At 72.6% G+C, this 22711-nt stretch carries 18 protein-coding genes and 1 pseudogene; 12 read left to right on the forward strand and 7 right to left on the reverse strand.

Going from position 1 to position 22711, the window contains the following annotated elements:
• Window positions 1–589: 589 nt before the first annotated feature.
• Window positions 590–2113, reverse strand: coding sequence for an MFS transporter (locus tag LO772_RS25975; RefSeq protein WP_231774450.1), 1524 nt, complete (start codon window positions 2111–2113; stop codon window positions 590–592).
• Window positions 2114–2337: 224 nt separating this feature from the next.
• Between LO772_RS25975 and LO772_RS25980 the strand changes: the two genes are divergently transcribed.
• A complete protein-coding gene (locus tag LO772_RS25980; protein WP_231774451.1) occupies window positions 2338–3012 on the forward strand; it encodes a TetR/AcrR family transcriptional regulator in 675 nt (224 codons plus the stop codon).
• 232 nt (window positions 3013–3244) lie between these two features.
• On the opposite strand, the gene LO772_RS25985 is transcribed toward LO772_RS25980, so the two are convergent.
• Both LO772_RS25985 and dapD read right to left on the reverse strand, forming a co-directional pair.
• Window positions 3245–4426: an amidohydrolase family protein gene (locus LO772_RS25985; protein WP_231774452.1), complete on the reverse strand. Its 1182-nt coding sequence runs from the start codon at window positions 4424–4426 to the stop codon at window positions 3245–3247.
• 275 nt (window positions 4427–4701) lie between these two features.
• On the reverse strand, window positions 4702–5688 hold the full coding sequence (gene dapD / locus LO772_RS25990; RefSeq protein WP_231774453.1) for a 2,3,4,5-tetrahydropyridine-2,6-dicarboxylate N-succinyltransferase: 987 nt from the start codon (window positions 5686–5688) through the stop codon (window positions 4702–4704).
• A gap of 470 nt (window positions 5689–6158) precedes the next feature.
• Here dapD and LO772_RS25995 point away from each other — a divergent pair, with 470 nt between their 5' ends.
• Window positions 6159–6626 (forward strand): hypothetical protein, encoded by a 468-nt coding sequence (locus LO772_RS25995; protein ID WP_231774454.1) that lies wholly within the window; start codon window positions 6159–6161, stop codon window positions 6624–6626.
• A gap of 38 nt (window positions 6627–6664) precedes the next feature.
• Here LO772_RS25995 and LO772_RS26000 read toward each other — a convergent pair whose 3' ends face one another.
• Window positions 6665–9574 (reverse strand): ATP-binding protein, encoded by a 2910-nt coding sequence (locus LO772_RS26000; RefSeq protein ID WP_231774455.1) that lies wholly within the window; start codon window positions 9572–9574, stop codon window positions 6665–6667.
• Window positions 9575–9576: 2 nt separating this feature from the next.
• A complete protein-coding gene (locus tag LO772_RS26005) occupies window positions 9577–12357 on the reverse strand; it encodes an ATP-binding protein (protein ID WP_231774456.1) in 2781 nt (926 codons plus the stop codon).
• Window positions 12358–13046: 689 nt separating this feature from the next.
• On the opposite strand from LO772_RS26005, the gene LO772_RS26010 reads away from it, so the two are divergent.
• Both LO772_RS26010 and LO772_RS26015 read left to right on the forward strand, forming a co-directional pair.
• Entirely contained in the window at window positions 13047–13526 is a 480-nt protein-coding gene (locus LO772_RS26010) for a Zn-ribbon domain-containing OB-fold protein (RefSeq protein WP_231779723.1), read from the forward strand.
• Window positions 13527–13606: 80 nt separating this feature from the next.
• Window positions 13607–13945, forward strand: coding sequence for a hypothetical protein (locus LO772_RS26015; RefSeq protein ID WP_231774457.1), 339 nt, complete (start codon window positions 13607–13609; stop codon window positions 13943–13945).
• Window positions 13946–14129: 184 nt separating this feature from the next.
• On the opposite strand, the gene LO772_RS26020 is transcribed toward LO772_RS26015, so the two are convergent.
• The gene (locus LO772_RS26020; RefSeq protein ID WP_231774458.1) at window positions 14130–14654 is read right to left on the reverse strand and encodes a hypothetical protein; all 525 of its coding nucleotides are present in this window, start codon (window positions 14652–14654) and stop codon (window positions 14130–14132) included.
• 193 nt (window positions 14655–14847) lie between these two features.
• Here LO772_RS26020 and LO772_RS26025 point away from each other — a divergent pair, with 193 nt between their 5' ends.
• The 4 genes and pseudogenes from LO772_RS26025 to LO772_RS26040 all read left to right on the forward strand — a co-directional run.
• Window positions 14848–15156 carry a chorismate mutase gene (locus LO772_RS26025; protein ID WP_231774459.1) on the forward strand — a complete coding sequence of 103 codons (309 nt, stop codon included), beginning with the start codon at window positions 14848–14850 and terminating at the stop codon, window positions 15154–15156.
• 157 nt (window positions 15157–15313) lie between these two features.
• The gene (gene idi / locus LO772_RS26030) at window positions 15314–15877 is read left to right on the forward strand and encodes an isopentenyl-diphosphate Delta-isomerase (RefSeq protein ID WP_231774460.1); all 564 of its coding nucleotides are present in this window, start codon (window positions 15314–15316) and stop codon (window positions 15875–15877) included.
• 315 nt (window positions 15878–16192) lie between these two features.
• On the forward strand, window positions 16193–17116 hold the full coding sequence (locus LO772_RS26035; protein ID WP_231774461.1) for a hypothetical protein: 924 nt from the start codon (window positions 16193–16195) through the stop codon (window positions 17114–17116).
• A 241-nt stretch (window positions 17117–17357) separates the two neighbouring features.
• Window positions 17358–17560 (forward strand): annotated as a pseudogene (locus LO772_RS26040) (IMP dehydrogenase); the annotation flags it as partial.
• Window positions 17561–17566: 6 nt separating this feature from the next.
• On the opposite strand, the gene LO772_RS26045 reads toward LO772_RS26040, so the two are convergent.
• On the reverse strand, window positions 17567–18427 hold the full coding sequence (locus LO772_RS26045; protein WP_231774462.1) for an enoyl-CoA hydratase/isomerase family protein: 861 nt from the start codon (window positions 18425–18427) through the stop codon (window positions 17567–17569).
• Between the two features lie 175 nt (window positions 18428–18602).
• Between LO772_RS26045 and LO772_RS26050 the strand changes: the two genes are divergently transcribed.
• The 4 genes from LO772_RS26050 to LO772_RS26065 all read left to right on the forward strand — a co-directional run bounded on the left by LO772_RS26050 (window position 18603) and on the right by LO772_RS26065 (window position 22711).
• Window positions 18603–19139, forward strand: a complete 537-nt coding sequence (locus LO772_RS26050; RefSeq protein WP_231774463.1) for an inorganic diphosphatase — start codon at window positions 18603–18605, stop codon at window positions 19137–19139.
• A 427-nt stretch (window positions 19140–19566) separates the two neighbouring features.
• Window positions 19567–20082, forward strand: a complete 516-nt coding sequence (locus LO772_RS26055; RefSeq protein WP_231774464.1) for a VOC family protein — start codon at window positions 19567–19569, stop codon at window positions 20080–20082.
• 362 nt (window positions 20083–20444) lie between these two features.
• A complete protein-coding gene (locus LO772_RS26060; RefSeq protein ID WP_231774465.1) occupies window positions 20445–20927 on the forward strand; it encodes a hypothetical protein in 483 nt (160 codons plus the stop codon).
• Between the two features lie 200 nt (window positions 20928–21127).
• Window positions 21128–22711 (forward strand): alpha/beta fold hydrolase, encoded by a 1584-nt coding sequence (locus LO772_RS26065; RefSeq protein WP_231774466.1) that lies wholly within the window; start codon window positions 21128–21130, stop codon window positions 22709–22711.

Below are 22711 nucleotides of genomic sequence, written 5' to 3' on the forward strand. Positions count from 1 at the left end.
CTCCCCCACCACCGCCCATCATCCCCGCCGGTTCCTCGCTGCGACAGATCTGGCGCCGGCTCGGTGGGCCGACGGTCGTGCAGTCACCGGGGACGCGGATCGCCGCGTCCGGAATCCCCCTGCTGCCTGTGGCAGAGTACCGGCCCGACGACGCGGGCGCCCACGGTGTTCCCTCGACGGCGGCGGGTGTCGCGGAACCTTTCACTGCGTTGAGACGCGCGGGACCGGAACCGGGTTCCAGGAACAACCGGCGGACCCGGGCGCACCCGAAACGGCCCCGAAGAACGGGCGGTACCCCCCAAACCGGCGGGCCGTGCGCGCGACGCGTCGTGCGCCGGTCGCGCGCGCCGTGGACGTCACGGTCGACGGGGTGGACGCCGTTGCCCGGGACGGCCGCCGCGCCCGGTCCGGGGCGTCGCCCACGCCGCCCGTCCCCGTGCCCGGCCTGGGTGTTCACCTCCCCGGGAGGGCCGCGAAGTGCCGCATTAAGGCTCCCCGGGCACCGCCGTCCAAGTACGGTGCCCGGGTGACTGTGTCCTTACGTGACAGGGTGTCAGCACGCGACAGGGCGTCGGCGGACGCGAGACGGTCAGTGCGTGACGGCGCTCGGGTCGACCCGGACGTCCTCCTTGCGGATCCGCACCAGGGCGAACGCGATGAGCGACGACGCGAACACCATGATCGACGCCGCGAGGATCGCGGTCGTCCACCCGCTCGCCGACGCGTGCGCGATCACCGCCGACGTCGGTTCGCCGACCTTCGCCACCTCGTCGTCGAACGCGCTCTTCGCGGCCGACGTCGAGATGGTCGCCAGCACGGCGAGACCGATCGTGCCGCCTATCTGCTGGGTCACGTTCAGCACCGCGGATCCGATGCCCGAGTCCTCGGCGGCGATGCCGGCGGTCGCGGTCGACATGATCGACACGAACACCGCACCCATACCGAGGCCCATCAGCACGACGCCCGGCAGGATGCCGCTCCAGTAGTTCGAGTCGGTCTCCAGGAACGACAGCCACAGCAGACCGGCACCGGCCACCAGCGGCCCCGCGATCAGGAACGGGCGCGGCCCGCGCGTGGTGATGAGCCGCGAGGTCATCTGGGCGGACGTGATGATGCCCGCGGTCAGCGGCAGGTACGCGGTACCCGCGAGGACCGGCGACAGGTCCATCAGGTCCGGGTTCTGCATGAACAGCGTCAGGAAGAAGAAGGTGGCCATCATGCCGGCCCCGGAGAGCATCATGACGAGGTAGCCGCCGGTGCGCGTGCTGTTGGCGAACATCCGCAGCGGCAGCAGCGGTTGGCGCGTGCGCAACTCGATGGTGACGAAGGCGCCGATGAACACCACGGCCATGGCGAACGCCGTCAACGTGACCGAGTCCGTCCAACTCTCCTCGGCCGCGCGGATGAAGCCGTACACCAGGGCCGACACACCCACCGTCGAGGTGATCGCGCCGGGGATGTCGAAGCGGCCCAGGCCGCGGCCGGAGTCGACGACCTTGTCGGCCGGGAAGACCTTCGGGATGGTCAGCGCCAGACCGACGCCGATCGGGACGTTGACGAACATGACCCAGCGCCAGTTGGCGTATTCGGTCAGGAATCCGCCCGCGAGCAGGCCGACGGCGGCACCCATACCGGAGACCGCGGCGTACACGCCGAGGGCCTTGTTGCGTTCCGCGCCCTCCTTGAAGGTCGTCGTGATGAGCGACAGGACCGCCGGGGCGGTGAACGCACCGCCGACGCCCTGCAGCGCGCGGGCCGCGAGCAGCGTCGCCTCGTTCTGGGCGAAGCCACCGAGGAGACTGGCGATCGTGAAGACCAGCAGGCCCGATATGAACATCCTGCGGCGGCCGAGAAGATCGCCGAGGCGCCCGCCGAGCAGCAGAAGGCCGCCGAAGGTGAGCGTGTACGCGTTCATGACCCAGGTCAGCGAGGCCTCGGAGAACCCGAGTGCCCTGCGGATGTCGGGGAGGGCGATGTTCACGATCGTCGCGTCGAGGACGATCATGAGTTGTGCACCCGCCAGGACGGCCAGCGCGATACCGGGGGAGACCCCGCGGCTCGGCGCTTCGGACGATCCCGTGGTGGGGGCCACCTCGGGAGGTGCCGTGGACATGTGTTCTACCTCGTGGTTTCTGAAGCGTGCGGCGTTGATCGGCGGGAATGCCATGAGGGAGCAGTACGGAGCGTCCCGCGCGGGTGGCTGATCAGTGCGTCCGAACAGTCCGGCCTGACAACGGGTGAAATAGAGGACGGTTCCGTACCCTGTGAGAACAGTAAGCAAAGCCCTTAGAGGACGCAACCGTTTTCTGTACGATGTCGCTCGGAGGTGTGACGGGGATGGTCAAGGAGAAGGCGGGCACGCGGGCCGACGTGCGGGTTGACGTGCACCACGACGCGATCGGCGGGCTCGCGGTCGGCGTCGGATGTGACCACCGCCATCTCCCGCGCCGCCGCGGCGCCGTTCTCGAACAGGCGATTCGCGAAGGTGTGCTGGACGAGTTGGCCGAGCGCGGATACAACGGCCTGACCTTCGAGGGGGTCGCGGCCCGCGCCGGGACGGGGAAGTCGACACTGTACCGCCGCTGGGCCGACAAGCCGACCATGGTCGTCGACTGCCTGTCCGCGGCCATGCCGGCGCCCGACGCCCACTGCCTCCACGGCGATCTGCGCGAGGACCTGGTGACGGTGCTGCACGCCTACGCCTTGGCCTGCGCGGGAGTCGCGGGCGTCGCGCTGCGCGCGGTGTGCGGGGAGGCCCCGCGCTGCCCGGAGCTGGAGCACCTGTGGCGCGAGCGTGTGGCCGAGCCGCGGCTGGAGGTCATCCGCGAGGTGGTCCAGCGCGCCATCGAGCACGGGGAGGCCCGGCCGGGCGCGACCGAGCGTGAGTGCCTGCTGACCGGCCCCGCGATGGTCGGCCAGATCTACATGGCCACCGACGAGGCCCCCACGCTCGACGACGTCGCGCGCGTCGTCGACCACGTGATCATGCCCATGATCGAGGCCCGCGGCTGACCCGCCGCCGCGTTCCCGCACGTCGCCCCGGCCACCCGGCCGGGGCGACGCTTCCGTCCGCGACGCCCTGATCCGCTCGGGCGCGACCCCGCGACCCCGCGACCTCGCGGACCCGGGCGTCCGGGCCGTCCCCGGCACGGTCACCACCCCGGGACGGCCACCTCCGGGTACCGGCGCGACCGGTGCCCCAGCCAACCCCCCAACCCGCCAACCCCCCCAACCCCCCAACCCCCTACGGCTTCGGCGCCTCGGGGAGCGGGTGGCGGAACAACCGCGCGGCATTGGCGTGCGTCAGGAGCCGCAGCTCGTCGGCGGGCAGGTGGCCCCAGGCCTTGGCGATGACCTCCTGGGTGTCGGGCCAGGTGCCGTCACCGTGCGGGTAGTCGGTCTCCAGCATGATGTTCTCGACGCCGATGCGGTGGCGCGTGTCGATGGTCGACGGATCGTCGAGCGTGCAGAACCGGAAGTTCCGCGTCAGAACGTCGGCGGGCCGGATCCCCCACTCCTCGCCGCGTGCGCCGTAGCCGGAGCGGTCCACGATGTTGTCGAGGCGGTCCAGCAGCATCGCGACCCAGCCGATGCCGCCCTCCGACATCGCGATCCGCAGCTCCGGGAAGCGGGCCGGGTACCCGGACCACACCCACTCGGCACACGCCTGAAGCGACAGTTGGCCGAACATCGTCGCCCCGAGTTCGAGCCGCGGGGCACCCGGCGCCATGTCCGCCAGCCCCGACGAGCCGACGTGCAGCGAGACGACGGTGTCGGTCTCCGCGCACGCCTCGATGATCGGGTCCCAGTGCTCGGAGAACAGCGACGGCAGCCCCACGCGGTGCGGGCGCTCGGGCAACGCGACGCTGCGGAAGCCGCGTTCGGCGTTGCGGCGGATCTCGGCGGCGCCCGCCTCGGCGTCGGTGAGGAACGTGATGCCCAGCGGGATGATCCGCTCCGGGTAGGGCCGCCACCACTCCTCGTACAGCCAGTCGTTCCAGGCCCGGGTGACCGCCAGCCCGAGCCCGGGGTCGCTCGCCTGGGAGAAAACCCGGCCGCAGAAGCCGGTGATCTGGGACGGGAAGTTGAGCGACGCCCAGATCCCGGCGAGGTCCATGTCGCGCACCCGCGCGTGGATGTCCCAGCACCCGCGCCGCATGTCCTCGAACCGGGTCGGTTCCAGGGACCGCGTCTCGGGGCGCCGCCCGGCGACGGCGTTCATGCCCACCTGGGTGTACCGCTCGCCGTCGAACTCCCACAGCTGGTGGCCCTTGTCGTCCTCCACGACGCGCGGGGCACGGGGTTGGAACCGGGCCGGCAAGCGGCCTTCGAACATGTCGGGCGGTTCCACGAGGTGATCGTCGACCGAGATCACCGTGTAGTGGACCTCGCGCGGTTCGGGGTCGGGCAGCAGTAACTCGCTCACGGGTGGCACCCCCTGGCCGTCTCGCGAACGGCCTTTTCCGACAAGGAAGTTGACACCGAGTCAGCGCATGGCGCCGAGCCGACAGGGGCCCGCGCCACGAGGTGACGCCGGGTCGCCATGGCACGGGCACCGTAGGCCGCCGGGGCGCGCGACGACAAGGGGATCACGCACGGCTCGTGCCGACCGGCGCGATCGTGCCACCGCGCGGCGCCGGTCTCCGGTCCTGTCCTCCGTGGGGGCGGCGGGCGAGACCGCCGCCCCCACGGAGGACCGGGTCAGTCGTTCTTGTGCAGGTCCGCGTTGAGGGTGCCCCACGACTCGGTGCGGCCGATGCCCTCGACGGCACCGGTCGTCGAGTTGCGGCGGAGCAACAGGCCGTTGCGGCCGGACAGTTCGGCGGCCTTGACGACCGTGCCGTCCTCCAGCGCGACGCGGGTGCCCGCGGTGACGTACAGGCCCGCCTCGACGACGCAGTCGTCGCCGAGCGAGATGCCGATGCCGGCGTTGGCGCCGAGGAGGCACCGCTCGCCCACCGAGATGACCTGCTTGCCGCCGCCGGAGAGGGTGCCCATGATGGACGCGCCGCCGCCGATGTCGCTGTGGTCGCCGACGACGACGCCCGCGCTGATACGGCCCTCCACCATCGACGCGCCGAGCGTTCCGGCGTTGAAGTTGCAGAAGCCCTCGTGCATCACGGTGGTGCCGGAGGCCAGGTGGGCGCCGAGCCGCACGCGCGTGGTGTCCGCGATCCGCACGCCGGACGGGACGACGTACTCCGTCATACGCGGGAACTTGTCGACGCCCGCGACCTCGAACGGCACCCGGGCCGCGCGGGCGCGCAGCCGCGCGGCGGACACGGCGTCCACCGCGACCGGCCCGAGGCTGGTCCACGCGACATTCGGGAGCACGCCGAAGAGACCGTCCAGGTTCGCGCCGTGCGGGCGGACCAGGCGGTGGCTCAGCAGGTGCAGGCGCAGGTACGCGTCGTGCGTGTCGATCGGGGCCTCGGCGAGCGAGCCGATCACGGTGCGGACCGCGACGACCTCGACGCCGCGCAGCTCGTCGGCCCCGAGACCGGCGGCGACGTCCGCGCCGAGGGCGGCGACGGCCTCCTCGGTGCTCAGGCGCACGGTCTCGGCTTTGTCGCCGCCGGACGTCAGTTCGGGGGCGGGGTACCAGGTGTCCAGGACGGTCCCGTCGGCGGCGAGAGTGGCAAGGCCGGCGGCGACGGCACCTGAGGTGGAGGAAGCAGTCTCGATCACCCGGTCTACGTTACGTGAGGACCGCCGCGCGTCGCCGGGCCGCCCATCCCCTGGACGGCCGGGTCCGGCCGCCGGTCCCGGGGACGCCCCGGCGGTCGGCCGGCCCGCGGACCCCCTGCGCGCCGGTCCGCACGCGGTGTGATCCGGCGGCCGTCGCGCGAGGGATTCGGCCGCGCCGGCGAGGCCCCGCAAAGAGTAGAGGGGTCCCTCCACTGCGGTCATGGGCCCCGCTCCGGCACGCTTTGTCCACGAGCGCCCGCACGCTCGGCGGGGGTTCGTGTCTGCCGTCCGGGGGGCCGGCGGACACGACCGCGCAGCATTCACATCGGCCGAACACCTTTGGAACCACCTGGACAAAATCGAACAGCGAAAACCATGAAATGTCCGGGCCATTCCGGACGAAGTATCGACGAGGCGAGAGGCACGCGTGCGGCAGACGGGGACGCACGCGTGCCGGCAAGGAGATCACCGTGGTCCTCGACCACCCCACGCACCGAGGTCCCAGGAGCGGCACCTCACCCGGGCGCGCCGCCTCGCCGCGCGGTTCCGGGGCGCGCTGGCGGTCGGCGGACACCGTCGTCCCCGGGGCGGCCGGCCACGACGGCTACGACCTGCGGGACTTCTTTCTCGACATCGCGCTCGCCCCGGACGGCACGTTCCTGGGCTCGCACACGACGTACATCATCGACGGCAAGCCCGAGGACGACCCGGCGGACGTCACCCGGTTCCGCTACCGCCGCTCCCACGTGCTGCTCGGCTACGCGTACGGCCACCTCAACCTGCAACGGGGCACGGGCGCGATCACCATCGAGGGCTACGGCCACAGCACGTTGTTATTGGAGGCCAATCGGGCCATCCTCACGCTCCGGCTGCGCGAGTCGGTGATCACGTACTGCCCCGTCCTCTACACCCGCGCGGTCCTGCTGCGGCAGCGCTGAGCGGGTCCTGAACCGCGTCCCGGCGACCGCCGAGGACGTCACCGAGGGCGGTGGAACGGCCCCGAAGGCTTCGGGCCGTCGCCCAGATCGAGGTCCGCGAGCCCTTCGCGGTCGGTCCCCAACTTGGCGTAGACCGCCGTCAGGTGCTTCTGCACCGTCCCGAGCTGCACCCCGAGTTCGCGCGCCACCGCGGAGTTCGACATCCCCCGCACCACCAGCCGCGCCGTCTGCCGCTCCCGCGTCGTCAGGGCCTCGACCCCGGTCCGATAGGCCCGCCGGGGACGCCCGCCCGCGGCCAGCAACTCCGTGCGTGCCCGCTCCGCGAGCCCGTCCGCGCCACACCGCACGGCCGCCTCCAGGCCCTCGGCCAGCCGCGACCGTGCCTCCATGATGTGCTTGGCGCGCCGCAGCGCCGCACCGAACTCCACCAGCGACAACGCGTATTCGTAGCGCGCGGGGGAGTCGGCCAGCCACCGCACCGATTCGCCGAGCTTGGCGAGACCTTCCGCCCCGCCCGTCACCTGCCCGGCCACCCGCAGCGCGTGGCCGAGCGCCGAGGGCGCGCCGAAGACGTACGCCTGCCCCACCGCACGGTTCGCCGCCCGCCGCGCCGCCGCGGCGTCGTGCCCCACCAGCGCGAGGGCGAGGTTCGGCCGCCACGGGCACCACGCCGGATTCGTCGCCCCGCGCGCGTCGAGCAACCGGCCCGCCTCCGCGAAGTCGGCCGCCGCCTCCGCGTATTCGTGCCGGGCCAGACGCAGCTCGCCGCGGACCGTCTGGGGCACGGGGAAGACCACCGCGTTGGGGAACGGCTCACCGAACGAATACGCCCGCGAGACCGCGCCGGCCTCGTCGATCCGGCCGCGCGCGACGAGGATCTGGATCAGTGTCCCGAGCGCGTACCAGCGCGCGGGCGCGTTGGGCCCGAGGCGGTCCGAATACTCCCAGCCCGCGCGGGCCTCCGCCTCCGCCTCGACCAAGCGGCCCTGCCGGTATCTGAGCTGCGCGAAGATCGTCTTGCTGAACGCCAGATGCGTACCGCGCAGGCCGCGCGACTCCAACTCGCGGATCCCGTCGAGAAAGATCTTCTCGGCGCGGTCCGGCTGGTCGCAATACGCGAACGACAGCGCCGACAGGCTCGGGACTTCCAGACTCCAGTCCTCGTCCACCCAGCTCAGCGGCGGATCCAGGGCGCGTTCCGCGTACGCGAGCACCTGCACCGCGGGGTCGCCGCGCACCACGCCGTACCACGCCCGCATGCCCAGCAGGCAGCGCTCGGTGGTGTCCGCTCCGGCCAGCCGCCCGGCCAGCGACCGCAGGCGGCGGGCCCGCGTATGCGCCTCGGTGTCGTCGACCCAGAACAGGGCCCACAGGAAATGCTCGGTCTGCAACCGCAGCCGGGCGCGCGACAGCTTCGTGCGCCGCGCCTCCGCGTCGAGCAGCCGCACGGCCTCCGCCATGCGGTCGTCGTGCGACAGCGCCTTCGCGAGCCGCAGCACGATCACCTGACGGGCCGGATGCTCCGCGGGCGCCCCGGCCAGCGCCGCGTAGAGGTGCTGGATCGCCGCGCGCGGGTCGTGCACGAACGCCGCGAGGCCCAACTCGTGCAGCACCGCGGTGCGTTCCTCGCCGAGCGGCGGCTCGTTGAGGGCGCGCAGCAGGTTCCGGTACGCGGAATCGGGGGCGCCCGCCCGCAGATCCTCGCGCGCCGCCCCGCGCAGCCGCTCGACGACCCACTCGTCACCCGAGGGGTATGTCACCAACAGGTGGGCGGCGGCCCGCGCCTCCGAATGCCCGTCCGCGATCAGCAGCCGCGCGGCGCGTGCGTGCAGCGCCCCGCGCGCCTGCGGCGGTATTCGCCGGTAGACCTCGGTGGCGATGGTCGGGTGCGCGAACTCCAGTTGCTCGTCGCCGGACAGCACGCGCACCGCGCGCAGCCGGTCGGCGGGGGCCACCGCCTCGGCCGGCGCCAGGTCGGCCAGCGCCGCGGCCCGTCCGAGCGTCGCGTCCGCGCCGAGCACGGCGACCGCGCGGGCCAGGCGCACCGCCTCGGGCCCCGTGCGTTCGAGGCGGGCGATCATGCCGCGCCCGACGATCGCCGACGCGAGCCCTTCGAGGTGGCGCGCGTTCGCCGCGTTGGGCTTGATCCGCCGCTCCGCCAGCTCGCCGATCAACTCCTCCACCACGTACGGGTTTCCGTCGGTGGCCGCATGGCACAGCTTGCAGAACGCGTCGTCGGCGGACTGGCCGATCCGCTCGCGGACCATGGCGTCCACGGCGTGCGGCGACAGCGGCGCGAGGTCGTGGCGGCGGGCGCCCGGCGTACCCGCGAGGTCGCCCAGCAGGTCGGCGTTGGGCGTCGGCTCCTCGGGCCGCCGGGCGATGAGCAGCAGCACCGGCATCGACTCGACGACGCGCGCGAACGCCTCCAGCCAGGTGAGTGATTCGCGGTCCGCCCAGTGCGCGTCGTCGACCAGCACCACCACGCGCCCGCGCCGCTGACTGAGCCCGGCCATGAGCCAGTCGAGCGCGTCGCGCACGCCTTGCGGGTCGGGTGGCGTGCCGGGGCCGGACGCCGGGGGTGCCAGCCCGATCGCGGGGGCGACCAGGTCCCACCACCCGCCCAGCAGCTCGTGGCGCTCGGCCTCGTCGTACGCGGCCAGCAGCGGGCGGAACAGCTGCCGGACGACGTGGAACGCGCGCCCTTGCTCGCGCTCGCCGCCCTTGGCCTGCAAGACCGTGCAGTCGTGTGCCGCGGCGGTGCGGCGCGCCACCTCGATGAGCGAGGTCTTCCCGAGGCCCGCGGCACCCTCGAACATGACGACGCCGCCGCGCCGCGGTGCGTCGCACAGGTCGCGGACCAGCCCCTGGATCGCCGCGAGTTCGTGCCGACGCTCGAACAGGGGCTCGTCCGCGGGGTTGTACGCGGCTTCGGCCGCAGGGCTCACGACTACTCCAACTCCTCCGGGCTTTGGCCGAGCATCAGGGGCGGCGGAAGCTGGCCCATGGCGACGAGTTCAGCACGGGCCGCCTCCGCCAACGCGTCGGCACCGCAGCCGACCGCGACGGTCAGCCCCTCGAACAACGGGTCCACCGCATCGCGGTCGCCGAACTCCCGACGCAACACCATGCCGTACTCGACCAGGGTCAAGGCGTATTCGTAGCGGGCGTCGGAGTGTTCGAGCCACATGAGGGCGTCCTCGATCTTCGCGATGCCCTTCTGCCCGCCTTCCAACCTGCCGGCGACCCGCAGCGCCTGCCCCATCGCGGACGGGGCGCCGAACCGGTACGCGCGGCGCAGCGCCTCGCTGGCCTGCTCGTACGCGGCCTCCGGATCACGCGTCGCGAGGGCCTTGGCGAGATGGATCCGCCACGGGCACCAGGCCGGGTTCGTCACGCCGCGCCGCTCCAACTTGTGCCCGGCTTCCTCGAAGTCACTCTCGGCCTCGGGCAGGAGATTCCGCGCCAGCCGCAACTCGCCGCGCACCGCCTGCGGTACGGGGGTGACCACGGTGTTGGGGAACGGCTCGGTGAAGCCGTGTGTCTCGGCGAGTTCGGCGGCCTCGTCGACCCGGCCGCGGGCGATCAGGACCTCCATGAGCACGCTCAGCGGGTACCAGCGGGCCTGGGCCAGCGGACCGAGGCGCAGCGCGAGCCGCAGGCCGGCGCGGCAGTCCTCCTCGGCGAGGGCGAGTTTGCCCTGCCGGTAGCGCACGAACGAGCGCAGCGAGTACGCGTACGACAGGTGCGTGCCGAGCCAGCCGTGCGCCCGCAGTTCGCGGATGCCGTCGGTGAACAGCTCTTCGGCGCGGTCGTTGCGGTCGCAGTACATGTAGGTCAGGGCGAGCAGGCCCGGGATCTCGAAGCCCCACTCCTCGTCGGTCCACGTCAGGCCCGGGCCCCAGGCCTGGTCGGCACTCGCGAGGACCTGCACCATCGGGTCGCCGCGCACCACGCCGTACCACGCGCGCAGCGCGAGCAGGCACCGTTCGGTGCGGTTCTTGCCCTCCAGGCGGACGACGAGGTTCTTCAGGCGGCGGGCGCGTGCGTGGTAGTCGGGATCGTCGACCCACCACACCGCCCACAGGAAGTGCTCGGCCTGGAGCCGCAGTCGGGTGGTGACCGAGTGCACGGCCTGCGCCTCGGCGTCGAGCAGCGCGACCGCCTCGGAGACCCGGTCGACGTAGCCCAGCGCGCGGGACAGGTGCAGCACGATCGCCTCGCGCAGGACGCGGTCGCCCTGGTCGTCGGCGAGTGCCGCGCGCAGGTGGGTGATGGCCTGCTCCGGCGAGCTGACGAACCACGCGCGCCCCAACTCGTATTGCACCGCCGCGCGTTCCTCGCGGCGCGGCGGTTCGTTCATGGCGCGCTGCAGGCAGCGCAGCGCCGAGTGCGGTGCGCCAGCCTTCTTGTCCTGGTCGGCGGCGAGGCGCAGTTGCTCGACGACCCAGGGATCGCCGCAGGGTTCGGTGGCCAGCAGGTGCACCGCGGCGGACCGTGCGTCACGGCCGTCGGCGACCAACAGCCGTGCGGCACGCGCGTGGAGGGCGCTGCGGGCGCTGGGCCGGATGAACTGGTAGACGGCGGTGGCGATCAGCGGGTGGACGAAGCCGAGCACGTCCTCGTTGATGAGTATCGCCGTGGCACGGAGGCGGTCCGCGATGCCACCGACCTCGGTCACGGGGATGTCGGCGAGTGCGGCGACCCGCACCGGGGTCGCGTCGGAGCCGAGGACCGCGACGGCCCGGGCGACCGCGATCGTGGCCTCGCCCATGCCTTCGAGGCGGGCCGCCAGACGCGGGCCGATCTGCTCGGCCGCGATGTCGGCGAGTTGCAGCGCGTGGGCGGAGACGGGCGCGAGGCCGCGGCGGCGGAACTCCTTGAGCGTCGCCCACAGGACGAAGTTGCTGCCGCCGGTCACCTCGCAGCAGCGTTCGACGAACGCGGCGTCGCCGGGCCCGAGCACCGCCTCGACGACGGATGCCACGGCGCCCGGCGAGAGCCGGGCGAGCCGCATGCGGTGCGCCCGGTCGAGCGACGCGAGGTCGCGCAGGAGGTCGTGGACCTCGGTCAGTTCCTCGGTGCGCCGGGCCACCATCAGCAGCACCGGCCATTGTTCGAGCTGGCGGGCGAATCCGGCCAGCCACTGGAGCGACTCCGTGTCGGACCAGTGGGCGTCGTCGACGAGCAGGACGACGGGGCCGTAGCGCTGGGTCAGGCCGGTCATCAGCCAGTCGAGGGCGTCGCGCACACCGAGCGGGTCGGGGCGGGATCCGGCCGCGGCGGGGCACAGGCCGATGGCCGGGGCGATGATGTCGTACCACTCGCCGAGGAGTTCGGCCCGTTCGTCGTCGGAGCAGCGGGCCAGCAGGTTGAAGAACAGCTGCCGGACCACGGAGAAGGACCGCGCCTGCTCGCGCTCGCCGCCCTTGGCCCACAGCACGGTGCAGTGGCGGCTGACGGCGATCCGGCGCGTCTCGTCGAGGATCGTGGTCTTTCCCCAGCCGGCCTCGCTCTCCACTACGAGGAGTTCGCCGGGGAGGGCGGTCTTCCCGCCGGTGCGGGCGTGCTCGCACAGGCGGTCGATGACGGCGCCCACCGCGCCCATTTCCTCGTGGCGTTCGAGCAACCGGGCGCGGGTCGGCAGCATGTCCGCGCCGACGCGCGCGGACACGTCGAGGGAGGCGCCGCCGCGCATGTCGACCGGGCGTGCGCCGTCGACACGCCGCACCAGCGCTCCCGTCGGAAGCGCTTCCGGCGCCTGCCCCGCCGCTGGTCCGGCGGGTCGCTGGTCGGGTCGACCGGGCGAGCCGTTCGCTTTTGCCATTCCGGCACCTTCCCCACGAGGGTGCACGCGCCGTCCGATGCCGGTCGGCGGGACACGTTTGCACGTCCCATCCTGGCCTATGAAGGTCACCCGATGTGCCCGCCTTGACACAGAAGTCCTCCGGGAAAGTGGAGATCCGGCCTTCTCCCGTGCACAACCGGGCAGTTCGGCGGCATTCGGTTCCGTTGTCGGACGATCGTTCGAGGGCGGTTTTCGGCCGGATCCGGCCGGGCGGTTTGGTCGTTGAGTGTGTTTCGTAGGTTTCCTACCCAAGATGCCTGGAAATGACCGAAATTGATAGTGTGCTCGTACAACCGTCATACTTGACGGATCATCAACTCCCGCTTCCAATAAAGCCGTCGCCGAGGACGCACCGCCGCACTCGGCAGGGAAGGGGGCGACGGCATGGCACCGGGAGCGAGGGCGCACCGGAACACCGCACGGTGGGTGCCCGCCGGGATCGTGCGCTGTCACATGATCGAATATGGCATCACGGACGACCGGTTGGCCACCGTTGCCGCCACCATCCCCAGCAGCGCGTTTGGAACGGATCGGATCGGATCAGAACAGATCGGAACGGAAAGGCCTTGACGGTGCTCGAACCCCAGACAGGCATACCCCTGCACCCGGTCGACACCCCGCCCGCGGCACCCCGGCGGGACGGCGCCGACGGCGCGTTGCGCTATCAGCGCTGCACTCACTGCGGGACGGCGAACTTCACGCCGACCGAGTTGTGCCGGGGGTGCGCGTCCCGCTCACTGGAGTGGCGGGCCAGCGCGGGACTGGGGACCGTGCACAGCTGGACGGAGGTGCACCGCCCGGCGGCACCGCCCGGCGCGGCCACGCCGTACGCGGTGGCGATAGTCGACCTTGACGACGGCTACCGCATGCTCACCAACCTGATCGGGATCGAGTCCCACCCGGTACGCGAGGGCCTGCGCGTGCGCATCGACCCCCACGGCGCCGGCGGCGAGCACGTACTGCCCTACTTCCGCCCGCAGTTCCCGCCTCCCGTCCCACCCTCCGGCGACGCCGCCTCCCGTCCCGCCCCGGGAGGATTCCCCCTCGGCTGATGCCTTCGCGGTGGATCCGGGTAACACTGCATGCGGACCCCGGGCCGCACCCGCCCGGGCGAGGATGCGGAGGTTCCACCATGGACACCACGTCGGTCGCCGCGCTGGCCACCGCGGTCGTGGGGCTTTCCGCCTGCACGTGGACGTTCCTGCACGGCCGGCGCCAGAACCGGATGACGGCGTGTGTGCTGGCGTCGATCGTGGTGTGCCTGGCGCTGGTCTTCCTGTCGATCGGCCGCGGCGGCCTCGCGGCCCTGGACACCGCACTGGTGATCGGCGCCCTCGGACCGCTGATCACCATCGTGGTCGCGGTACGCGGCCGAGGCCTCGGCAACCGGGAGCCGCGGCCCCCGTCCGAGCCCGCACCCGCCCCGGAGCCGAACCGTGCCGGCGCCGCCCGACGCCGCCACGCCCGCTGAAGCGCCCCGCACGCCCCCGCGACCCCAACCCAACCGCCTCGTGCCCGACAACCGGCACAGCTTCTCCTGGCACCGGCGCGCCGGTGCCCGACGCGTCGGCTCCTCGCCCGGCCGCATGTTCGCCGCGCCCCGCGACCCGGCACGCCCGGCTCTCGCGCCCGCCCGCGTCCGCCGGTCCGGCTCCTCAGCCGGTGCCCGGGCGCCGCATGGAGAAGGCGACGCAGAGCCAGACCACGCCGGCGGTCGCCGCGAGTGTCACCAAGACCATGGTGAAGAGCAGGAAGAACGGCGTCCCCACCGTGAGGACTGCCGCGAGGAGGACGCTCACCACCGCGGTCAGTATCCACACCCGGCGCCGGTCGCCCAGCGGGTCGTCGTCCGCGTGCCGGGCCCGCTCGCGCGGCTCCTCCTCGGAGGCGTCCGAGCGCGCGGCCGGTTCCGGGGCCCGCGCCGGGGTCTCATCCGCCGGGGCGTTCCGCACGACCGGCGGCTCGGTGTCCTCGACGATGTCGGCGGCGTCGGTGATCCGCCCGTCGCGGTCCGTCGCCTCCGGCGGCTCGGGGGCGGCGCGGCCCAAAAGCGAGCGGCGGCGTGCGCCGGGCGGGCGCATCCGGCGCATCGCACGGTCCAGATCCCGGTCCTTGCGCAACTCGCCTTCGATCCTGCTCAGCGCCCGCCTCTCGGCGGGAGTCAGGCGGACGTCGTCCATCCCGATCGCCCCCTCATGCCTCGTCGCATGCGTACCGACCGGGCACGCGGCCGGAAAGCGCGGGCGTCCGCGTCGGTCGTATGTTCAGGATTGCCACGGAAGAACGCCGTGACACCTCACAGCGCCGGGATCCGGCGCCCCGGGTAGGGTGGCGCGGCATGGCCGACCGAACCCCGAGCAGCGCGAGCGAGAAATGACCGGACCTGAGCACGACGCGCCGAAGATCCCCGACGAGTTGCGCGAACTTCGGGACAGCATCGACAACATCGACGCTGCGCTGGTCCACCTGCTGGCGGAGCGGTTCAAGTGCACCAAGCGCGTCGGCGTGCTGAAGGCGGCGTACGACCTCCCGCCCGCCGACCCGAGCCGCGAGGCGGTCCAGATCCACCGTCTGCGCGCCCTCGCGACGAGCGCCAAGCTCGACCCGGACTTCGCGGAGAAGTTCCTCAACTTCCTGATCGCCGAAGTGATTCACCACCACGCCTCGATTCCGCGCGGCTGACGACGACCACCCCGCCGAGACGGCCCGCGTCCGGGGTCTGCTCCCGAACGCTGTCACGCGTTCGCGGGATGCTTCGCGGGAACCCCCGCACCTTGATCCCGAGGCCGGTAGGGTCTCCGGGAAAGCACGGACAGTAGCGGGGCCGTAGGGAGCGCGCATGATGCAGGAAGCGTCGCCGGACCAGGTGATGGTCGAACTTGTGGACGCCGACGGCAACACCATCGGCCTCGCCGAAAAGCTCGCGGCCCATCAGCCACCCGGCCAACTGCACCGCGCTTTCTCCGTCTTCCTGCTCGGTGCCGACGGCGGCCCCGACGCCCGCTCGGTGCTGATGCAACGCCGGGCACTGGGCAAGTACCACTCGCCGGGGCGCTGGTCGAACACCTGCTGCAGCCACCCGTTCCCCGGAGAGCCGCCGGTCGACGCGGTGGTGCGCCGGGTCGGCGAGGAGATCGGCGTCAAGGCGGCGGTCCTGCGGCCTGCCGGGGAGGTCACGTACGACGTCACCGACGAGGTGTCCGGCCTGGTCGAGAAGGAGTACAACCACCTCTTCGTGGGTCGCGTCGGCAGCGGCGTCGACCTCAACCCCGAGGAGGTGGACGACGTCGCGTACGTCCCCCTCGCCGACCTCGACGCCTGGCTCGCCGCCCGCGATCACACCGCGTGGCTCACCACCGTGCTGGCCGCCGCGCGCCCCGCGCTGGAGGAACTGGCCCGGTAGCGGGCTTCCCGCCATGACGGCGGCCGAGAGGCCGGCCCGCCGTGCGGCGGAGAGCCCCGCGCGGCGATCGGCGGCCCTCTCCGGCACCCCACCGAGGCCTGCGAGTGGGCCGGCCCTCCCCGACGGAACACGGTGCCGGGAATCCGCGGCGCCGCCGCGGATACGGGCGCTCCCGGGCCGACGCCTCGCCCACTGTGACCAAACCCTTCGCCAAGAGCGCCGCGAACGCTGGGCAGCGCGTGGTTGTCTTGGTAGAAAAGGGCACCGAAGCAACCCGGAGACGGAAGCTCAGCGCGGAAGGGCGGCAGCGAAGTGATGCACGGGCTCTTTCTCGCGCTTTTCGCGGCGACCATTCTCGCGACCGCGCCCGTCGTCCTCCGCCGTGCCGAATCGGCGGGCTTCAGCCCCCGCCTCGTGCAACAGGGCTGGCGGGCCGCCGCGGGAGGCGCGCTCGCGTCCCTCGCGCTCGCCGTCCCCGTCTTCACCACCGACCTGTGGACCTCGCCGGCCCGCGCGGTCGGCGTGACGCCCGACATCGGCATCGTCGCCGTACCGCTGCCGGTCCAGATCGCCGTCGCGTTGTCCGTGCTGCTCGGCCTGGCGGCCGGCTGGCGGCGCGGGGGCCCGGTGGTCCGCGACTACCGCCGCGCCCTCCGCGTCCAACTGGACCGCCTGGAGAGCAGCAGCCCCGTCCTGGACGAGGTCGAGCGCGGCCACCCGCGCCTGGTCATCGTCGAGGACGCGCAGCCCCGCCTCGTGCTGCTGCCGTCCCGGCCGCCGCGCGTCGAGGTCACCACACGCGCACTCGACCTGCTCCGCCCCGAGGAGCTCAACGCGGTCCTCACCCACATGTCCGGCCACCTGCGCCGCCGCGACGCGTGGTGGATGACGGCATCGGAGACCATGGCCGAGGCCTTCCCGCGCGTGCCGTTCTTCTCCCGCTGGGCCGACCACAGTGCCGCACTCGCCGAGAAGGGCGCGGACGCCGACGTCCGCGGCCCGATCGCGCGATCCAACCTGCGCCGGGCGCTGGCCAAGCTGTCCGGCCCGGGCCAGGCGAACGGGCCGTTCTGCCCGTGCTTCGCCTGGCCCCAGCAGCGCCAACAGGAGCTGACCGCGGTACGCCAGGTCCGCGAGCGGCGTGCCCCCGTCGCCGCGGTCGCCCTGCGCGGCCTCACGATGGCCGCGCTGGTCGTCCCCACGCTCGTGGTGGCCTCGCCGCACTTCGCCTCCATGTGAGATCCGCCGCGGCGTACCGCGCGCGGCCCGCCGGCATGCGGCCTCGCCGACGCCCACGTCCGCGCCGCGGCCCTGAGGCGGGGCGCCGTTGACCTGCCGGCCCGTCTCGCGCCCGTGCGTCGGAGCGGTCCTGCGGCGACCGCCGCGAGAGAGGGCGGGCCACCGTGCGCCGCCGATCCGAAGGTCCCTCCGGCGAGTTGCGGCTCACCCGAGGAGAGCCCCCCGACCCACGGACCGCGCCGTCTCCCTCGACGGGGAGGAACTCTTCTACTCCCACGTCACTCCCACGTCCACTTGCACGGCGGCCCCGCGCCCGTGCGCCAATACCTCCCGGACCCGATCGACCTGATCTGGCAGCGCCGCATCGACCCGGGCAAGGTCTTCGACCTCGAACTCCCGTTGGACGACGCCGCCGAGGCGTACCGGGCGGTTCCCGAGCGCCGGACCGGTTCACGACGGCGCCCGGTCTTCGGCGACCCGCGCGTCCACCGCCGCGAAATCCGGCTCGCGGTGCTCGGCGAAGGCGGCCAGTGCCTCGCGGTTGGCCGGAGCGCCGAGCAGCAGGCGGAACGCCTCGTTCTCGCGTTCGCGCGCCCGGGCGATGCCGTCGCCGATGCCCGCGAGCAGTACCTGTTTGGACGCGACGAGCGACGCGATCGACTTCGCGGCCAGGATCCGCGCGTGGCGCAGCGCCTCGGGCAGCAGCTCATCCGGGGCGACGGCCTTGAGGGCGAGCCCGAGTCGGACGCACTCCTCGGCACCGAACCATTCGGAGCTGAGCAGCACCCACGCGGCCCGCTGCCGGCCGATGAGCGCGGGGAAGGTGTGGCTGCCGGCCGCCTCGGGAGCCACGCCGAGGGACGTGAACGGGCATTTGATGCGGGCGTCGGCGGACATGAACACGAGGTCGGCGAGACCGATCGCGGTGGCCCCGATCCCCAGCGCGAGTCCGTTGATCGCGAGGATCAACGGCTTGGGGAACGCCGCGAGTTGATCGATCAGACCGGGGAAGCCGTGGGTGCCGGACACGGCGTCGCCCGCGTTCCGCCGCGCCATCTCGACGAGGTCGGTGCCCGCCGAGAAGGCGCGGCCCGCGCCGGTGAGGAGCACGACGGCCACGGCGGGATCGGCCGCGGCCTCGATGAGCGCGTCGCACAGCGCGTCGTAGAGCGCCTCGTTGAAGGCGTTCAGCGCCTCGGGGCGGTCGAGGGTGACGATCCGTACGCGGTCGGTGTCCTCGATGCGGATCACGGTGTCCCACTCTCCCTCGTCGCACCTGTGCGCGGACGCCGTCAGGAAACCGCCCGTCATTGACGAAGTCAAGTGTTCCGTACGGCCCAGGCGCGGTGCCCGAGGTGCGTCGATCCGGGTTGTTCACGTGCGCGTAATGGCATGGTCACTGGGGAAGGTCCCCGACTGCGCCGATATGCACCTCTGTAATTGCCATCGGAACGGACCGAGACAGGCGAATCAGGGAGGAGCGATCGTGGAGTTCGACGTCGTCGTGGAGATCCCGGCCGGAAGTCGCAACAAATACGAGCTGGATCGGCAAACCGGTCGCATCAGGCTCGACCGCATGCTGTTCACGTCGACCGCGTACCCGGCGGACTACGGATTCATCTCCGGTGCGCTCGGCGGCGACGGGGACCCGCTGGACGCGCTGGTGCTCCTGGACGAACCGACCTTTCCCGGCTGTCGCGTGCGCTGTCGCGCGCTCGGCATGTTCGTGATGCGCGACGAGAAAGGGCCGGACGAGAAGATCCTGTGCGTCCCCGCGCGCGACCCGCGCCGGACCGCTTTGCGGGAGATCGGCGACGTGCCCGCGCACCAGCGGTCCGAGATCGAGCACTTCTTCGCGGTCTACAAGGAACTGGAGCCGGGGAAGTCGGTCGAGGGCTCGCACTGGGACGGGCGCGGCGAGGCGGAGAAGGAGATCACCGCGGCCCGCGAGCGCGCGGAACGCTCCGGCGGTGCCTGGCCGTACGAGGGCCGCGGCGACCACCCGCCGACCGTGCACCGGTGACCCGCCCGTCGGTCGCGTGAACCGACCCGGCGGCCTCCACGGACGGCGCCCACGCCCTGTCGGCTGACGCCCGCCCGCGATCACGCGATCACGCGGCCACGACCACGCAGCTGCGCAGCCGCGTGGCGTCCGGGCTCCACACGCCCAAGCGATCGTGCGGCCGTGCGATCGCGCGCCGCCCGGGCGGCCGAGGTCGCGCATGCCGTAGGCCGCGTTCCGGGAGCCGTGCGCCGCCGGGTGCGCGACGCGTCCGGGCGGCGTCCCCGGCCCCATGCCCTGATCGCCTGCCCGCCTGCGACCGGGGAGCCGCCCGGTTTCGCGGTCGCGGGCGGGCTCACGTCCGAGGTCGGGAATCAGTCGGACCCGAGGGTGGTTGAAAGATAAACTAAGAGTGCCCCGCCGGCGCACCGTCCTCCGAGGAGCCGTCATGCCCGTCACCCGCCTCAACCACGCCGTGCTGTACGTCCGCGACGTCGCGCGCAGCGAGGCCTTCTATGCCGAAGTCCTCGGCTTCCGCAAGGTCATGGGCTTCCCGGGAGCCGCGTTCCTCCAGGCCTCGGGCAGCACCAACGACCACGACCTCGGCCTGTTCGAGATCGGCTCGGCCGCCGCCGCCTCGGGGGCGGGCCGTTCGTCGGTCGGGCTCTACCATCTGGCCTGGGAGGTCGACACGCTCGACGAGTTGGAGCGCATCGCCCGCGCCCTCGCCGACGCCGACGCGCTGGTGGGGGCCGGCGACCACGGCACCACGAAGGCCCTGTACGCCAAGGACCCCGACGGTCTCGAATTCGAGGTCAGTTGGCTGCTCCCCGCCGACCTCCTCACCGACGAGGTGCTGGCCCAGGCCCGTTCGACGCCCACGCGCCCGCTCGACCTGGCCGGGGAGAAAGCGCGCTACGGCGGGCGGACGAAGGGCGGCATCGGCGTCTCCCTCCCCGCCTGAGCCGAACGCGCGGTTGCCTCCCGAAGTACCAACAGGCCCGCTCGTACTCTCCCTTGAGTAGTAGTCAGTGCGCTCCAGGAGTAGTAGCCCAACGTCTAAATCGACCTTCTGGGAGGACGATTCGCGGCGCGCGGCGCGGGAGACTTTCGGCGTACGGGAGTTCAGGGGCGGCAGGTTGTCACATTCGCGGCGGCGAATCGGTCTTATGACCGAGGACGGAACGCCGGAGCGGGGCTTCGGAGCACGGTTCGCCACTCCACTCGCACCACACGCACCACAGTTGTCGCAGAGACCACGGCCGCTACAGGCGTGGGGCCGCCGGCACGGCCCGCGCCCGTAGCGGCCGTCGGAAGGGGAGATCGATGAGCCGCAACGCTGTCGCCGCGTTCATCCGCTTCGTCGTGTGCGGCGGCGGGATCGGCCTCCTCTCCAGCGGAGCCCTCGTGCTCATGACCGACACGTCGCTCGCGATGTCGATCGCCGTCGCGAACGCGATCGTGACCGTGGTCTCGACACTGCTGTGCAACGAACTGCACAGCCGGATCACCTTCAAGCGGGGCCGCGCGTCGCTGCGCGCCCACGCGGAGTCGACCGGCACCGCGGTGATCGCGTACGTCTTCACCACCACCGCGATGCTGGTCCTGGACGGGGTGGCGCCGCACGCGAGCCCCCTGACCGCGCAGGCCGTCTACCTCTCGGCCTCCGCGCTGGCCGGCATCGGCCGCTTCGTCGTCCTGCACCTGGTCGTGTTCGCGCGCAGGCCCGCCAAGGGATTGCGGGTGGTCGTCCCGAGGACCCCGCAGGTCCCGGCGCCGACGCGCGAACAACTGGTGGCGGCTGCCTGATCACCGCCACGAAGGAGGCCGTCGGCCGCCCCGGGCCACAGGGGCGGCCGACAGCTTTCCGAACGCCGCACGGTTCCCCGGGATCGGTGCCATGCGCGTGATGACGACCCGGATTTCCTACGAGCACACTTACCCGGCGCAGACGCCGCGCCGGGGGCATCTGCGCGACATTCCGTCCTCGGCGTGATGGCATCGAAGATGTGATCACCGCCGCCGTCGCCGCCTTGGCGCTGCTCGTCTCTCCCGTCGCCGCGATCGATGCCCCGGGGGCCGCCGCGCCGCGCGCCCTGGGCTGGGGGACGTGTACGGACACCGCCCGACCGTACGAATGTTCGACCCTGCGCGTCCCGCTGGACTACAGCGACCCCGGGCGCGCCGCGCTCGATCTCCCGCTGATCCGCAGGCCCGCGAGCGACCCCGCCCACCGCATCGGGACGCTGGTGCTGCAGCCCGGCGGGCCGGGCGGCTCGGGCGTCGACTTCCTCCGCGACAACTACGCCGACCTGCCCGAGGAACTGCGCCAACGCTTCGACGTCGTCGGCTTCGACGCGCGCGGGGTGGGCCGCGCGACCCAGGTGCGCTGCTGGGACGACGCCCGGTACTCGCGCGCTGTCGCCGAGGCGGCGGGCATGCCGGGGCCGGACTGGGCGGCCCGGGCGATCACCGAGGCCGAGGACTTCGACGCCGCGTGCGTCGAGAACTCCGGCGCGTACTTGCCCTACCTCGGCACCGGATTCGTGGCCCGCGACATCGATCGGATCCGCGACGCCCTGGGCGAGCAGCAACTCAGCTTCTACGGGCGGTCGTTCGGGACGCTGATCGGCACGGTCTACGCCGACATGTTCCCCGGCCGGGTCCGGGCGATGGCGCTCGACGGCGCCTATGACCCGGTGGCGTACGCGGACCGTCCGTACGCGTTCGACCTCGCCCAGTTCGTCGCGCTCGACGGTGCGGTCGACCGGCTCCTCGACTGGTGCGGCCGGACGCCGGCGCAGTGCGCGTTCGGGAACGGTGACCCGCACGGCGCGTTCGACCGCCTGGTCCGGCAGCTCGACGCGGACCCCGTCGCCCTCCCCGGGGGCGGCACCGCTAACGGCTACACCGTCGTCTACCGGCTGATCTTCAACATCAACGGAGGCCGCGCGGACTGGCCCGACCTGGCCGCCGCCCTCGCCCGCGCCGAGGCACGCGATACGTCGTCCTTCCTGTTGTCACCGCCGTCGTCCGGCTCGTTCGCGTTCCTCACGCCCAATGTCGTGGTCGAGTGCAACGACCGCGTCTACCCGCCCGGTGACGACCTGCTCGCGACCCGGCTCCGGCAGGCGGCGGAGCAGGCCCCGCTGCTCGGGCCCGCGATGGCGTACGGGCCGCCCACGTACGACCACAACCACGCCCCGGCGTGCACCCGCTGGCCCGCGGAGCGCGCGAGCCGGCACGCCGGGCCGTTCCGTGCCCAGGGCTCGGCGCCGCTGCTGGTGCTGGGTACGACCGGCGACCCCGACACGCCGTACCAGGACGCCGTCACCCTCGCCGACACGCTCGACAACGCACAGTTGCTGACCTTCGCGGCGGAGGGGCACACAGCGTTCGGTCGCAGCCGGTGCGCCCGGGACGCCGTCGTGGCCTACTTCGTGGCCGGGACGATGCCGCCGCAGGGCCTCGTGTGCACCGACGAGAAGGAGCCCCGGACCCGCTCCGACGGCGCCCGCGCGGAAGAGCCGGCGGCACCGGGCACGGTGGGCGCCGACGACCACCGCGAGATCATCGGCACCCCGGACCGGTAG

Origin of the sequence: Yinghuangia sp. ASG 101, from assembly GCF_021165735.1 — a bacterium.
In the GTDB taxonomy this organism is placed as follows: domain Bacteria; phylum Actinomycetota; class Actinomycetes; order Streptomycetales; family Streptomycetaceae; genus Yinghuangia.